This window comes from Paenibacillus sp. H1-7 (genome assembly GCF_022354825.1).
Taxonomy (GTDB): domain Bacteria; phylum Bacillota; class Bacilli; order Paenibacillales; family NBRC-103111; genus Paenibacillus_S.
Window position 1 is genome coordinate 3289980 of record NZ_CP031168.1, and the last position, 13253, is coordinate 3303232.

Here is a 13253-nt window from a genome sequence, read left to right on the forward strand (position 1 = left end):
CATCTATTGGAAAAGGGGAGTTGTCAACATGCTGCACAGCTATAACGGCATTATGCCGCAAATTCACCCAACGGTCTTTCTTGCCGACGGGGTTCAAATTATCGGTGACGTGGTAATTGAAGAAGGAGCGAGCATTTGGTACAATACCGTGCTCAGAGGAGACTTGGCTCCCATTCGGATCGGACGTAACAGCAATATACAGGACGGATGCATAGGACATGTGAATACTGACCAGCCGTTGATCGTTGCGGAGGAAGTATCCGTAGGACACGGCGCCATTATTCACGGATGCAAAATAGGTAAAGGCACATTAATCGGCATGGGGGCTATTGTACTTAACGGAGCAGAGATTGATGAATATGCTTTAGTAGGGGCAGGTTCGTTGGTTACCGAAAACAAGCACATTCCTTCGTACACTCTTTCACTAGGTTCACCTGCCAAGGTCGTAAGGGAATTGCAGCAGAGCGATCTTCAAAGAATGCAGCGAACGATGGAAAGCTATGTGAAGAAAGGCAGCGAATACAGGCAGCAGGCTAAGCCTTAAGCTCTAACAATATGAATATGCCATTAGGTTTGGAGGTAGGTTCTATGGGCAAAATGAATGTTTCCAATGATATGATGCTGAGCTTGTTTGCGGAAATGGTGCTTGATGAAGCCGTGCGTAAATACAGGGAGCAGTATTTGTACAGAGAAATTGATTTGGCTTTGGCAAAAGGAGACGAAGTATCGTTTCTAGCCCTCACTACAGAACTGAAATCGCTCCACAGTAATGGAACATAACCGATACAACTCCTGGACCTGAATTATGACATCTTTTTGAAAGACATATGAATTCCACTCATATGTCTTTTTTTTGTGTTAGAGTGAGATCATATGAAGCCAGCTGATGGAGGAACGACGATGAAATTTAGCGATGTGGAAAGCTCAACATGGAACGAACTTAAGCCTTACGTGGATACTTGCCTGCTGCCGGTGACCGGGCTGACCGGGGATGAAGAGCCTTGGGAGGCGACCCGTGCTCTCGAAGCGCTCAGGGACGCGCTGGACTGCTTTGAAATTCCTTATAAAGGAAGAGTGCTGACGTACCCTGCCTTTCATTATATAGAAGGAGAAGAGGGAATGGCACTTCTCACCGGTGTCGTCCGGCGCTTGAAGGAGCGCTTCCCTTATGTCGTTGTTATCTCCGCCGAGGCTGAGGGACTGGAGCAGCTTGCATCGGACGAGCAGCATGCGGACCTCGTATTCGTTCTTAGCCCTGAGCAGCTGTCAACTTCCATGCCGGAAATTAAAGAGAAGATCGCAGTAAGCCTGCAAACTTTGTGGACAGGGATGTAACGTTCCCGGACCGTGTATGAACGGTACCTTTTTTGCTAATTCTAAGTTATGGGACATACTATTTCCCTTTGTGAACAGATGTGACAATTTCGTTAAATGTTGCAGCAGGGACAAGATTTGATGGCTCGAAATGGAAGTCAACATTCTTGACGCACCTAGAGTCGTAAGCTATTATTAGTAATGTCCTAGTATGTGGTGTAAAGTTATGTCGAACGACGTGATATATGTTGCAAAAGGGGGTAGAACGAGAATGAGTCAGCACAATAGTCATGATGCGCAGCATCAAGGTGAACGGCCGGTTAAACGTCGCGAGATGTCCCGCAGGCAGTTTCTGTCCTATACCCTTGGTGGGGCTTCCGCATTCATGGGCGCCGGAATGATTGTTCCTATGCTTCGCTTTGCTGTCGATCCGGTACTTCAACCGAAATCGCAAGCGGCTTGGGTGAAGGTCGTCGAAGAAACGAAGATCGAGAGCGTTCCGAAAGCATTTAAATTTAAAGTGCATCAGGTTGACGGCTGGTATGAGAGCGATGTCGAGCTGGAAGCTTGGATTTCCAAGGACAAGGAAGGCAAGATTTTTGCTTTGAATCCGACCTGTAAGCATCTTGGATGTACGGTTAACTGGAACGCAAGCCCGGACTACAAGGATCAATATTTTTGTCCTTGCCACGGCGCACACTACACGGTTGACGGTAAGAACCTTGCCGTAGCGCCATTGCCTTTGGATCAATACGAACTGAAGGTAGAGAACGGCTTCGTTTATTTAGGACAACTTGGTCCTAACAAAAGGGTATAAGGAGGCGTAACATCGGATGTTTAAAAGCATGTATAACTGGATTGATGAACGTCTTGATATCACGCCGATGTGGAGAGATGTTGCCGATCACGAGGTTCCTGAACACGTTAACCCGGCACACCATTTTTCCGCATTTGTTTATTGCTTTGGTGGATTGACGTTTTTTATCACGGTTATTCAAATTTTGTCCGGTATGTTTTTGACGATGTACTATGTGCCGGATATTATTAACGCGTATGCAAGTGTTGACTATCTGCAGCATAAAGTAGCGTTCGGAGTTATTGTCCGCGGTATGCATCACTGGGGAGCCAGCTTGGTTATCGTCATGATGTTCTTACATACGCTGCGTGTATTTTTCACAGGTTCGTATAAAGCGCCTCGCGAAATGAACTGGGTCGTCGGCGTTCTGATCTTCTTCGTTATGTTGGGTCTGGGCTTGACAGGTTACCTGCTTCCTTGGGATAACAAAGCTTACTTCGCAACAAGCGTTACTCTGAAGATCATTGAATCCGCTCCGCTTATCGGTGGCTATGCGAAGACGTTCCTGCAGGGCGGCGAGATTGTCGGTGCACAAACGTTGACTCGATTCTTTGCTTTACACGTGTTCTTCTTGCCAGGAGCTTTGCTTGCATTGCTGGCGGGACACTTCTTCATGATTCGTAAGCAAGGGATTTCTGGACCGCTATAAAATGAATGAGATACCGGGCGCGTGTCGGCTGATCCTCCGGGAAGGGCGATTGCGTTGTAACGGTGGTTTTTCTTGCGTGCAGAAAATGTCCATCGGTTGTTATGATGGCCTTTCTGACACTTAAAGAAGTAAGGAGGGGCGGAATTTGGCACACGGCCATAAGTCTGACGAAAAAATCGTTTATGTGGGAGATTCCCGTGTTCGCGCGAAATCTTCGAGAATGGTTCAGCCGGATTACTCGGCATATCCGGGCAAATCCGAAGTATTTATCCCGAACTTCCTTCTGAAAGAATGGATGGTTGGGGTCGTCGTTCTGGTTGGGATTTTGGCACTTGTTGTATCCGAGCCTGCACCGTTGGGTTATCCTGCGGATCCTACCAATACGCAATTTATTCCAATGCCTGACTGGTACTTCTTGTTTATGTACCAATTGTTGAAATACCCTTATACATCCGATCAATTCCTCGTATTGGGAACATTGGGTGTACCGGGCATCTTGTTCGGCAGCTTGATGCTTGCTCCTTTCCTGGATACAGGCAAAGAAAGACGTTTTTACAGACGTCCTATTGCATCCTCTTTGATGATTCTAACGCTGATCGCTTGTACGTATTTGACTGTTACTTCCTGGAGCCACTATCAACACGAGCTTAAGGAAAAGAACATCATTCCTGAGCACATCAAGCGTGAAGAAGAAATGCATGCCGGTAAAGGCGAAAGCGGCGGAGGCGGAGCGAAGAAGCCTGCTGCAGCAGCGGCTATCGTGGCTCCTGACGATCCGGGCGCTGAAATTTTCAAAAAATCGACTTGTATCGCTTGCCATGGCGGTGAACTGAAAGGTATGCCGTCGTCCGGTATTCCTGCTCTTCGCGGAATCGGTGACAAGCACAGCAAGGATGAAATTATGAACATCATCAAAAAGGGACAAGGCAACATGTCCGCTCAATATGATGAGAACATCAAGAAGGGCTTGACCGACGCAGACATCAACAAGATGGCTGACTGGCTGGCCAAACAGAAGAAAGAGTAGTGCAAAGACCTGACCGGCAGCGGTCAGGTCTTTCTCTTAGGGAGGTAGCCCATTGCTTAGCATGTCGATTCGCACCTATGTTTCCAAAGCGTTCCTATCCGGCCGGTTTATGCTATGGTCTTTGTTTTGGGTCAACTTTTTGGGGACGATTTACGGGTATCAATGGTATTGGAAACAAATGACCTATACGGCTGACACGATGTCTCCCGCCTACTTGCCCTTTGTACCTGACAGCCCGACGGCAAGCTTATTTTTTACAGGCACTATCGTGTATTTGCTTGTGGACTCCTACAAAAGGAACGGCGAGCCCCGGCGCTCCTGGTTTCGCAGCTTTGTCGAAGCGTTCGGAGTAGTGACTTCCTTCAAATACGGCATCTGGGCCGTATCCATGATCTGGGCGGGCGCTTACCAAGGAAGCGAAATCGTGTGGCAGGACTGGATGCTTACGATCTCTCACCTGGGGATGGCGGCGGAAGCGTTGTTATATTTACGGTTATACACATACCGAATTTGGCCTATCATCGCCGTCGCGGCATGGACGTTGCTGAACGACTTTATGGATTACGTCTATGGGGTGTTCCCGTGGCTTCCGGATCCGCTGATGGATGACTTGCCGACGATCGCCGCTTTCACCATTGAGCTTAGTATTGTAAGTATTATCGTGGCTTGGGTTATCTATAAGATAAGAGAAATTTTAGCGAAGCGCGAGGTCTAAATGTGGACATCCCTCCATAGGATGATGGTAAGAGGAGGGATGTCCGATGTTGTATAGAGGCACTTGGAGAAGCCTTGGCCTCGTGCTTGTCGTTGTGTTGGGAATACAGCTTGTTGCGGGTTGCAGTAAAGGGGACAAGCCCATAGAGTCCGTCGAACCGAAGCCATCCACAGAACAGCTGCAAAGGGTGGAGCTGCTTAACGAGACAGCCGACGATATGTATAAGAAGGTCATGCAGGGGGATTTGGATGGGGGACGAGCTCTGCTTCAACAAGTAAGCGATCAAGTCACTACCATTCGATATGAGGGGCTAACGACGCTCGAAGGCTTGAATGCGCTAACTGAATCCGTAACTCAGGGGAAAAAGCTGTTCAATTCCGTCCGCGTATCTCCCGAGGAGGGGCAAATAGCCGCTGCGCAAATCAGACTTGCAACGGATGCGCTCTCGCATCCGGAGCAGCCGATGTGGTTGCAATATTACAAGCTGCTGCAAGAAGATGTGAACCGTGTCGAGCAAGCCGGCAAGGAGCAGAAGCTTCCACAGTTCCAGAAGGCCGTCTCCGTATTGGACAGGCATGTTACGATCATTATCCCGAGCTTGCTGATCAGCCGCGATCCGGTGGACGTAGATAAATTCCGTTCCTTGATCACGTTCATTGCCGGACAAGCCCGAACGGAGCAGCAGCCGTATCAGCCGATTGATAATGTACTGCCCCAAGTAAGGCAATTGATCGACAAGCTCTTCCTGAAAAAGGATACGACGGCCTTTTTACCGGTAGTCGATGATAACGATCCGATTCTGTGGACGGTAGCCATCGGATCGGTCATTATTGCTGCGCTAGGCTTCGCCGGCTGGCGCTTGTCCAAGAAAGATAACGGGCTTGTTCCGGTAAGAAAGAACGATGAGGGTTAACCCTGGTGTACTGCTTTATTCCGGCTTAAAGCCTTCCCCGACAACGTCATGAACCTCGGTAATGATGATGAAAGAACGAGGATCGACGGTTCGGGCGATGTCTTTAAGCCTTTTCATTTCTTGCCGGTACACGACGCAATATACCATGTGCTTATGCGTCCGCGAGTAGGCTCCTACCGCTGGAATGAGAGTGGCTCCGCGATCCATATGCTCCGAGATGGCATCTACAAGCTCTTCCGCATGATCGGTAATGATAGTGAATGCGCGAGCCGCGTAAGCTCCTTCGATAATGATGTCGATCACTTTGGTCGTAATGAATACGACAACGAACGTGTACAATATTTTTTCCTTCGGAATGAAGAAAAGCGCGGATCCGATGACCAGCGTGTCGAACGCCAGGATGACGCGTCCCATGCTCCAGCCGATCCACTTTTGACCGATAGTGACGATAATGTCCGAGCCCCCGGTAGTCCCTCCGTACCGAAACACCAGTCCAAGGCCGACTCCCAAAGTTAAACCGGCATAAGCCGTAACGAGAAAATAATCGTGCTCCGAGCGGAACGGAACAATCCAGCCGTTATGTATTAGCACCTCCATTACCCACAAGAAGAACGACAATGACAGCGTGCCGATGACGGTATTGTACATTGTTTCTTTGCCAAGCACCCTCCAGCCCAAATAAAACAACGGGATATTGATGAGCAGCGTCGTCATCGACGGCGGAACATGGAAAATATAATTCAGCAGCAGCGCGATCCCGGTAATGCCGCCTTCCATCAATTCATTCGAGATGACAAAATAGTGCAGACCGAACGCATAAATGGCGGTTCCCAGCATAATGGGGCACCAAATTTTTAGTTTCTTTGTAAGCAAATCCATTTCCCTCCCGCCCTGCGCAAGGATCCGATTCATGTCAGGTTGTTACTAGTATACCTCATCATTTGGCAAAAAAAAATTTGTCTTCCCTACCTGTTTGCGTTAACATGGTAAATGGGAATCTAAAACATATATAGCGTTGTACAAAGTGACAAGGTTGGTGAACATACTCGATGACGGAACGATCGCTTAAGGAACTGCAGCAGGAAGTCGACCAATACATATCGCAATATAAGGAAGGGTATTTCAGTCCGCTGTCGATGCTGGCCCGGATGTCGGAAGAAGTGGGTGAGCTTGCGCGGGAAGTGAACCACCAATTCGGCGAAAAGCCGAAGAAGCCGACGGAAGAGGACAATTCTATCGAACTGGAATTGGGAGATATTTTGTTTATAACGATTTGCTTTGCCAATTCACTCGGAATCGATCTGACGGAAGCGCACGACAAAATCATGCATAAATTCCGTACTCGTGACGCGAACAGATGGACAAAAATAAACACCGATAACGAGTAGAACACATATGCTGTACCATCACCTTTAACTAAAGGAGGATGGGCAGATGGATGGGAAAGAGCTAGTCAAGAAAGCATACGAAGCCATACTCAGCAATGATTTTGAGCAGGCGATTGTATGGTTCGAGCAGGCGATTGCGATGGAGCCGGACAATGCTGCCTTTCATTATAGACTATCGATTACTTATGCTAGAAGCAACAAACTCTCCAAAGCGATAGAGCACGCCACCCAAGCAATTCAGCTCGAACCGGAAGAGGAGCATTTCCGCTATCACCTGCAGCATTTGCGGGCCAAGGAAATCATTCAGCAAGCCGAAAAGTATATTAATGAAAGCGAAGGTCAGGTCTGGATGGCCATATCGCTCCTGAAGCAAGCCGTAGCTCTCGATTCTTTGTCATCGGAAGCTTTCTTGCTCCTCGGAATCGCTTATTCCATAGCCAAAGAATACAGTCTCGCGATTCAAGCCATTCGAGAGCTGCTGAAGCTCGATCCTCAGCACGAGATCGGCATTCAGCTGTTTGAAGAGTACCGGATGAGGCTAAAACAATATATGCAATCTTAGAACAATGACATTTCATGTACAAGAAAGGATCATAACAAGCGATGAGTCGAATTAGAGTTGCAGTAGCTGGAGCCAGCGGCCGTATGGGCCGTGAAGTAGTGAAAATGGTATTGAATGATCCGGATCTTGAGCTGGCGGCAGCCGTAAGCCGTACGTCGGATACGACGATGGATGCCGGCCGGCTCGTTGGTCTGGAGCCTTGCGGCGTATTGATGAGCAACGATTTGGAATTAGCTCTGGTAGAAGGCAAGCCTGATGTGCTGGTTGATTTCACGGCACCGCATTCGGCTGCAACCCATACGGCATTGGCGATTCGGTATAAGGTTCGTCCCGTAATGGGGACAACCGGCTTTACGCCTGAAGATATCGAGAATCTGGACAAGCAATGCAAAGAACAGGGCATCGGAGGCATCATCGCTCCCAACTTCTCGATCGGCGCCATCTTGATGATGAAGTTTGCTGCGCAAGCAGCTAAATATATGCCTCATCTGGAAATCATCGAGTACCACGGTGACCAGAAGCTGGACGCGCCTTCCGGCACGGCGATCAAAACGGCGGAGCTGATATCGGAGAGCCGCCAGGAGCTGCGTCAAGGCAATCCTAACGAAGAAGAAACCATTGAAGGATCGCGCGGCGGATTATACAATGGATTTAGAATACATAGCGTTCGCCTGCCGGGAGTATTCGCACAGCAAGAGGTAATCTTCGGAGCGTTCGGTCAGACGCTGAAGATCCGCCACGACTCGTATGATCGAGCAGGCTATATGCCTGGCGTTAACGTTGCTGTGAAGAAAGTAATGGAGTTTACCGGCCTAGTGTACGGTTTCGAGCATTTCATAGACTAATTGAAGAGAAACGGACAAAGGACCATGGAGCATGCGGATGACGCATGTGCCGAGTCCTTGTTTTGTAAGTTATCCAAAGGAGCCGACCAGGATGTCAATGAAGATAGCGTTAATCGCACACGATAGAAAAAAAGAAGAGATGGTTAATTTCGTCATCGCTTATGAAACGGTGTTCGAGCACCATGAGCTGTATGCGACGGGAACAACCGGCACGCGGATCATGGAGAATACGAGTCTGAACGTGCACCGGTTCATGTCAGGCCCCCTCGGAGGCGATCAGCAGATCGGAGCGATGGTTGCGACCAATGAGATGGACTTCATCATTTTTCTCCGCGATCCGTTGATGGCGCAGCCTCATGAACCGGATATCATTGCATTGCTTCGTCTCTGTGACGTTCAAGGGATTCCTGTTGCAACGAATATCGCCACGGCGGAGATTTTGGTAAAGGCGCTCGACCGCGGAGATTTTGCGTGGAGAGAGCTGGTGCATAAATATAAGCCGGGTATCGAGGAATGACCGAACCATTAGATATTCTTATTTTCGGTGCTCATCCGGATGACGCGGAAATTGGTATGGGAGGCACCATCTATAAGCATACCTCGGCAGGTTACAAGGTTGGGATCTGCGACTTGACGTTGGCGGAGATGTCCTCTAACGGTACCGTAGAGATTCGGCAGCAAGAGGCGGCTTTGGCTTCCGAGCTGCTGGGTCTGGCAATGAGGAGCAACCTGGGCTTGCCGGACCGTGGGCTGTGGATGGGGCCGGATTTGATCCGGATCATTACGCTGGAAATCCGCAAGCATAAACCTAGAATCGTATTTGCACCGTATTGGGAAGACCGTCACCCGGACCATATCGCTTGCAGCAAGCTGGTGCAGGAAGCGGTATTTAACGCTAAGCTGCGCCGATACGAGCCCGAAACCGAAGCTCATACGGTGGAGCAGTGTTATTTTTATTTTATTAACGATGTTGCCGAGTCCGATTTGATCGTAGATATTACAGACAGTCATGACAGCAAGATGCAGGCGCTGCAAGCCTACCGGACGCAATTTGAAGCTGTCGGGTCCGGCAACGATTTTGTCAACACGCCTCTGAACCAAGGATATTTGGAGCGCGTAGAAGCGAAGGATCGGATGCTCGGGCAGAAACGAATGGTGCCTTATGCGGAAGGCTTCGTCAGCAAGCTTCCATATTTAGTCCATTTATTCTGATTCAATGGAAGTCAGTGGGAAATACTAATAAACAGTAACCATGAGCAAGGGAGGGAGCCGCGTGAAAGATCGGTTGAAAATAGGAATTACCTGTTACCCTACATTGGGAGGATCAGGTGTTGTGGCTACCGAACTAGGCAAGCTGCTTGCCGAAAAAGGTCATCAGGTCCATTTTATTACTCATAGCATGCCTTTCCGCTTAGGAAAATTCGATAAAAACATTTATTATCATGAAGTGGAAGTCAACGATTATTACGTATTCAAATATCCTCCGTACGACTTGTCGCTTGCAAGTAAATTGGCGCAGGTGGTCCAGCTGGAGGAATTGGATCTATTGCACGTTCATTATGCGATTCCGCATGCCGTATGCGCGCTGCTCGCCAAACAAATGGTCAACGACCGGATCAAGGTGGTTACGACTTTGCACGGGACCGATATTACGGTATTGGCCCAGGATGAATCGTTGAGCGATCTGATCCGCTATGCAATCAACCGTAGTGATGCCGTTACGGCGGTATCCAAGGATTTGATTCAGGAAACGCGCAATCTGCTGTCCATTGATAAGCCAATTGATCTGGCGTATAACTTTGTAGATAAACGAGTCTATTATCCGCGGGAGGTTTCGGCATTACGCAAGGAGTTCGCGCATCCCGACGAGAAGATTCTCATACATATTTCCAATTTCCGCCCTGTCAAACGGGTAACGGACGTAGTGGAGGTATTCGACCGGATCAGCAAGGACGTTCCGTCCCGGCTTCTATTCGTTGGCGAGGGGCCGGAGCTGTCCAAAGTATTGTGCAAAGTGAAGGAGAAGGGACTGCTGGATCGGGTTACCTTCTGCGGCAAGCAGGATGATGTCGCTCAATTGCTCTCGCTATCCGATGTCATGCTGCTTCCATCCGAGAAGGAGAGCTTCGGTCTAGTAGCGCTGGAGGCGATGGCTTGCGGCGTACCGTCGGTCGCTTCGAATGCCGGAGGGATTCCGGAGCTGATTACGCACGAAGAGACCGGATTCTTGGCCGAAATCGGCGATGTGGATCAAATGGCGCATTATACGAAAATGCTGCTGACCGATCCGGGCTTGTACGAGAAGATGAGAGAAGCTTGTCTTTATAGAGCGCGGTATACATTCTGTAATGACATCATTACTAGGCAGTACGAGGAAATCTACTATCGCGTGCTGGGAATCCCCATGCCCGACGAGCTCAAGTTGAAACCATTGAACTGTTAAAACGGGGGTCGGCATGAAGGAAGCTTTGGAAAAGGGAGCTTATGAAGTGATTGAAACGCTTCATAAGAACGGATTTGAAGGGTACCTGGTCGGCGGCTGCGTCCGCGATCAATTATTGAATCGGCCAGTGAAGGATTACGATATCGCGACTTCGGCGCGTCCGGAGCAGGTTGAGCGTATGTTTGCCAGAACGATTCCGACCGGGATTCAGCATGGAACCGTAACGGTAGTGATCCAGGGGCAGCCCTATGAAGTAACGACATTCCGCAAAGAGGACGCTTATGAAAACTATAGGCGTCCTGCGGAAGTTGAATATATCGACAGCCTGTATGAGGATTTGCGGCGCAGAGATTTCACGATGAACGCCATGGCGCTGGATCGCGAACGCAAGCTGATCGATCCTTTTGACGGTGAATCCGATATGAAGCGGGGCATTCTTCGATGTGTCGGCAATGCCGACGAGAGGCTTCAGGAGGATGCGCTGCGGATGCTTCGCTGTATCCGGTTCGCATCAGAATATGCTCTCGAAGTAGAGGCGGCCACTTGGGATGCATTGTGCAGGCTGGCTCCGCTGCTCCAGCATATTGCAATGGAGCGGGTACGGATGGAGCTGGAGCGAATGCTGTCGGGATCATCGCCCAACCGAGCTATTGACCTTTTGGCGGCGAGTGGAATTTTGCGGTACAGCAAAATTCCGCTCCTTCTTGCATCTCTCGGATCCTTGAAGGAACCAGCGGATTTAAGCAAGCTGAAGGGGCCGCTCAGAAGGTGGGCCTATGTCTATTTGCGACTAGGCGCTTCAGCGGATCAAACCGAGGAAGAACTACGAAGCTTGACGTTCTCGAAGCAGCAGATCGACGAGGTGCGGCATATCGTTGGAGCAGCCGTCTATGTTGGGGAAGGCTTGTCTCAGCATCCTTCTGAACCGATAGAGAAGGTTGCGGCGATGGTATGGAAGCTTGCCGCCATCCGCCATGGCAAACCGGCGATGGAAGCGTTGCATGACATTTTGTCCATGAACCTTCAAGTGCTTCTCGCTTTGGGGGGATCGGACGAAAGCGCAGCATATTGCATGAGATCTGGAATGCAATGGCTGGAGGAAATGCCGGTAGACAAGGTGGCTTCCCTGCAGCTGAGCGGCGGTGAGCTTATAGCTGCTATTGGGCAGCCGGCGGGACCGTGGGTGGCTCAGACTTTGCAGCACTTGGTCAAGCAAGCCGCACTCGGACAAGTTGCTAATGACAAAAGTGCGCTATTAGATGAAGCGGCACAATATGCAGCAAATAATAAGGAAAGTGATAACCGTGGCCATACATGAACAACTGCTTCAAATGTTCGAGGCGCGTCCGGATGAGTTTCTGTCCGGCGAAGAGCTGAGCATGACCTTGAACTGCAGCCGGACGGCGATCTGGAAGCACATTGAGCGACTGCGCCAGGAAGGCTATGAATTCGAAGCCGTCTCGCGTAAAGGGTACCGTCTTGTAGGAAAGCCGGCTCGACTGGATATACCAAGCTTGCTGTCCCGCCTGCAAACAAAGAGCTTCGGCAAAACGATCCGCTATTTCGACGAGGTTGATTCGACGCAGATCGTTGCTCGCGAGCTTGTCGCTAAGGGAGCCGAGGAAGGCACCTTGGTCATTGCGGAGCAGCAAACGTCCGGCAGAGGCCGGCTGGGGCGCAAATGGCATTCGCCCAAAGGCAAAGGCATATGGATGAGCATCCTGCTGAAGCCGCGAATTCCGCTGCAGTTCACTCCTCAGCTCACATTGCTGGTGGCGGTAGCGCTTTGCCGTTCGCTGCGCCAGACGACAGGTTTGCAGATTGGTATAAAGTGGCCTAACGATCTGCTGATCGAAGGTAAAAAAATTAGCGGCATCTTGCTCGAATCGAGCGCGGAGGACGAGAATTTGCAATTTGTCGTCGCGGGTATCGGGATCGGCGTCAATCTGAAGCAGGAAGATTATCCGGATGACGAGCTGAGGGCCAAAGCGACATCGCTGGCCATAGCCGCAGGCAGGGAATGGAATCGCGAGGACATCTTATGCCAGTTCCTGCAGGAGCTGGAGTCATTGTACACGCTGTATCACGAGCAGGGCTTCGGACCGATTAAGCTGCTGTGGGAAGCGCTCAGCGTATCTCTTCAGCGCTCGATCCGGCTGCAGACGCCGAAAGGCGTGTCGGAAGGATTCGCGGTCGGACTGCACGACTCCGGCGCCATCACCGTGCGATTGCCGGACGGGAGCTTGACCAACTGGTATTCTGGAGATATTCAGTTTGCTACGCCGGATGCATAATGTCGAAAAAAAGGTTCCCAAACTTGAAAAGTCTGGTATACTGTAAGTATCAAGGTGATATCCGCGAGGAATCACACTTGTACTTGCTTGTATGGCTTTATCTGGACAACTTTATAGCTTTACCTGGAATATGTCGGATTCTGCTCTGAGCCTAACGGACCGAGACAGAAGGATCATATGATTTTTTTTGCATGTGAACCTTTTAGCTCTCGAGGGCTAAAAGGTTTTTTAGTTCATACTAAAACTA

The 13253-nt window shown here is 49.8% G+C and carries 17 protein-coding genes; 16 read left to right on the forward strand and 1 reads right to left on the reverse strand.

Annotated features, from left to right (window positions below):
• Positions 1 to 28 precede the first annotated feature (28 nt).
• The 8 genes from DVH26_RS14650 to DVH26_RS14685 all read left to right on the forward strand — a co-directional run bounded on the left by DVH26_RS14650 (position 29) and on the right by DVH26_RS14685 (position 5474).
• Positions 29 to 544: a gamma carbonic anhydrase family protein gene (locus tag DVH26_RS14650; RefSeq protein WP_239634415.1), complete on the forward strand. Its 516-nt coding sequence runs from the start codon at positions 29 to 31 to the stop codon at positions 542 to 544.
• Between the two features lie 44 nt (positions 545 to 588).
• On the forward strand, positions 589 to 780 hold the full coding sequence (locus DVH26_RS14655) for an IDEAL domain-containing protein (protein ID WP_239634416.1): 192 nt from the start codon (positions 589 to 591) through the stop codon (positions 778 to 780).
• A gap of 120 nt (positions 781 to 900) precedes the next feature.
• Positions 901 to 1335, forward strand: coding sequence for a DUF2487 family protein (locus tag DVH26_RS14660; protein ID WP_239634417.1), 435 nt, complete (start codon positions 901 to 903; stop codon positions 1333 to 1335).
• A gap of 250 nt (positions 1336 to 1585) precedes the next feature.
• A complete protein-coding gene (locus DVH26_RS14665; RefSeq protein WP_275590473.1) occupies positions 1586 to 2131 on the forward strand; it encodes a Rieske (2Fe-2S) protein in 546 nt (181 codons plus the stop codon).
• 16 nt (positions 2132 to 2147) lie between these two features.
• On the forward strand, positions 2148 to 2819 hold the full coding sequence (gene qcrB, locus DVH26_RS14670; protein WP_239634418.1) for a menaquinol-cytochrome c reductase cytochrome b subunit: 672 nt from the start codon (positions 2148 to 2150) through the stop codon (positions 2817 to 2819).
• A gap of 145 nt (positions 2820 to 2964) precedes the next feature.
• Positions 2965 to 3846 carry a menaquinol-cytochrome c reductase cytochrome b/c subunit gene (locus tag DVH26_RS14675; RefSeq protein ID WP_239634419.1) on the forward strand — a complete coding sequence of 294 codons (882 nt, stop codon included), beginning with the start codon at positions 2965 to 2967 and terminating at the stop codon, positions 3844 to 3846.
• A 61-nt stretch (positions 3847 to 3907) separates the two neighbouring features.
• Complete coding sequence (locus DVH26_RS14680) at positions 3908 to 4561, forward strand: DUF1405 domain-containing protein (RefSeq protein WP_239635373.1); 654 nt, start codon at positions 3908 to 3910, stop codon at positions 4559 to 4561.
• A gap of 46 nt (positions 4562 to 4607) precedes the next feature.
• Positions 4608 to 5474, forward strand: coding sequence for a sporulation protein YpjB (locus DVH26_RS14685; protein WP_239634420.1), 867 nt, complete (start codon positions 4608 to 4610; stop codon positions 5472 to 5474).
• A gap of 15 nt (positions 5475 to 5489) precedes the next feature.
• Here the strand turns inward: DVH26_RS14685 and DVH26_RS14690 are convergent, their stop codons facing one another.
• Positions 5490 to 6353 carry a YitT family protein gene (locus tag DVH26_RS14690; RefSeq protein ID WP_239634421.1) on the reverse strand — a complete coding sequence of 288 codons (864 nt, stop codon included), beginning with the start codon at positions 6351 to 6353 and terminating at the stop codon, positions 5490 to 5492.
• Between the two features lie 170 nt (positions 6354 to 6523).
• Between DVH26_RS14690 and DVH26_RS14695 the strand changes: the two genes are divergently transcribed.
• From DVH26_RS14695 to DVH26_RS14730, 8 genes are all read left to right on the forward strand, one after another.
• Positions 6524 to 6862, forward strand: a complete 339-nt coding sequence (locus DVH26_RS14695) for a nucleotide pyrophosphohydrolase (protein ID WP_239634422.1) — start codon at positions 6524 to 6526, stop codon at positions 6860 to 6862.
• Positions 6863 to 6908: 46 nt separating this feature from the next.
• Entirely contained in the window at positions 6909 to 7424 is a 516-nt protein-coding gene (locus DVH26_RS14700) for a tetratricopeptide repeat protein (protein WP_239634423.1), read from the forward strand.
• 41 nt (positions 7425 to 7465) lie between these two features.
• Complete coding sequence (dapB, locus tag DVH26_RS14705) at positions 7466 to 8269, forward strand: 4-hydroxy-tetrahydrodipicolinate reductase (protein ID WP_239634424.1); 804 nt, start codon at positions 7466 to 7468, stop codon at positions 8267 to 8269.
• Positions 8270 to 8366: 97 nt separating this feature from the next.
• Positions 8367 to 8786: a methylglyoxal synthase gene (locus DVH26_RS14710; RefSeq protein ID WP_239635374.1), complete on the forward strand. Its 420-nt coding sequence runs from the start codon at positions 8367 to 8369 to the stop codon at positions 8784 to 8786.
• Complete coding sequence (gene bshB1 / locus DVH26_RS14715; protein ID WP_239634425.1) at positions 8783 to 9481, forward strand: bacillithiol biosynthesis deacetylase BshB1; 699 nt, start codon at positions 8783 to 8785, stop codon at positions 9479 to 9481. Before DVH26_RS14710 ends, bshB1 begins: the two co-directional genes overlap by 4 nt.
• 61 nt (positions 9482 to 9542) lie before the next feature.
• Positions 9543 to 10712, forward strand: coding sequence for an N-acetyl-alpha-D-glucosaminyl L-malate synthase BshA (gene bshA, locus DVH26_RS14720; protein WP_239634426.1), 1170 nt, complete (start codon positions 9543 to 9545; stop codon positions 10710 to 10712).
• 13 nt (positions 10713 to 10725) lie between these two features.
• Positions 10726 to 12030 (forward strand): CCA tRNA nucleotidyltransferase, encoded by a 1305-nt coding sequence (locus DVH26_RS14725; RefSeq protein ID WP_239634427.1) that lies wholly within the window; start codon positions 10726 to 10728, stop codon positions 12028 to 12030.
• A complete protein-coding gene (locus tag DVH26_RS14730) occupies positions 12023 to 13006 on the forward strand; it encodes a biotin--[acetyl-CoA-carboxylase] ligase (protein WP_239635375.1) in 984 nt (327 codons plus the stop codon). The genes DVH26_RS14725 and DVH26_RS14730 overlap by 8 nt, the downstream gene beginning before the upstream one ends.
• Positions 13007 to 13253: the final 247 nt, after the last annotated feature.

Excerpts from the sequence above, each read along its gene's own strand:
- qcrB (WP_239634418.1), top strand. The coding sequence starts at position 2,148 with ATGTTTAAAAGCATGTATAACTGGATTGATGAACGTCTTGATATCACG.
- DVH26_RS14650 (WP_239634415.1), top strand. The coding sequence starts at position 29 with ATGCTGCACAGCTATAACGGCATTATGCCGCAAATTCACCCAACGGTC.
- DVH26_RS14680 (WP_239635373.1), top strand. The coding sequence starts at position 3,908 with ATGTCGATTCGCACCTATGTTTCCAAAGCGTTCCTATCCGGCCGGTTT.
- DVH26_RS14685 (WP_239634420.1), top strand. The coding sequence starts at position 4,608 with ATGTTGTATAGAGGCACTTGGAGAAGCCTTGGCCTCGTGCTTGTCGTT.
- DVH26_RS14725 (WP_239634427.1), top strand. The coding sequence starts at position 10,726 with ATGAAGGAAGCTTTGGAAAAGGGAGCTTATGAAGTGATTGAAACGCTT.
- DVH26_RS14660 (WP_239634417.1), top strand. The coding sequence starts at position 901 with ATGAAATTTAGCGATGTGGAAAGCTCAACATGGAACGAACTTAAGCCT.
- dapB (WP_239634424.1), top strand. The coding sequence starts at position 7,466 with ATGAGTCGAATTAGAGTTGCAGTAGCTGGAGCCAGCGGCCGTATGGGC.
- DVH26_RS14665 (WP_275590473.1), top strand. The coding sequence starts at position 1,586 with ATGAGTCAGCACAATAGTCATGATGCGCAGCATCAAGGTGAACGGCCG.
- bshB1 (WP_239634425.1), top strand. The coding sequence starts at position 8,783 with ATGACCGAACCATTAGATATTCTTATTTTCGGTGCTCATCCGGATGAC.
- DVH26_RS14655 (WP_239634416.1), top strand. The coding sequence starts at position 589 with ATGGGCAAAATGAATGTTTCCAATGATATGATGCTGAGCTTGTTTGCG.
- DVH26_RS14690 (WP_239634421.1), bottom strand. The coding sequence starts at position 6,353 with ATGGATTTGCTTACAAAGAAACTAAAAATTTGGTGCCCCATTATGCTG.
- DVH26_RS14710 (WP_239635374.1), top strand. The coding sequence starts at position 8,367 with ATGAAGATAGCGTTAATCGCACACGATAGAAAAAAAGAAGAGATGGTT.
- DVH26_RS14695 (WP_239634422.1), top strand. The coding sequence starts at position 6,524 with ATGACGGAACGATCGCTTAAGGAACTGCAGCAGGAAGTCGACCAATAC.
- DVH26_RS14700 (WP_239634423.1), top strand. The coding sequence starts at position 6,909 with ATGGATGGGAAAGAGCTAGTCAAGAAAGCATACGAAGCCATACTCAGC.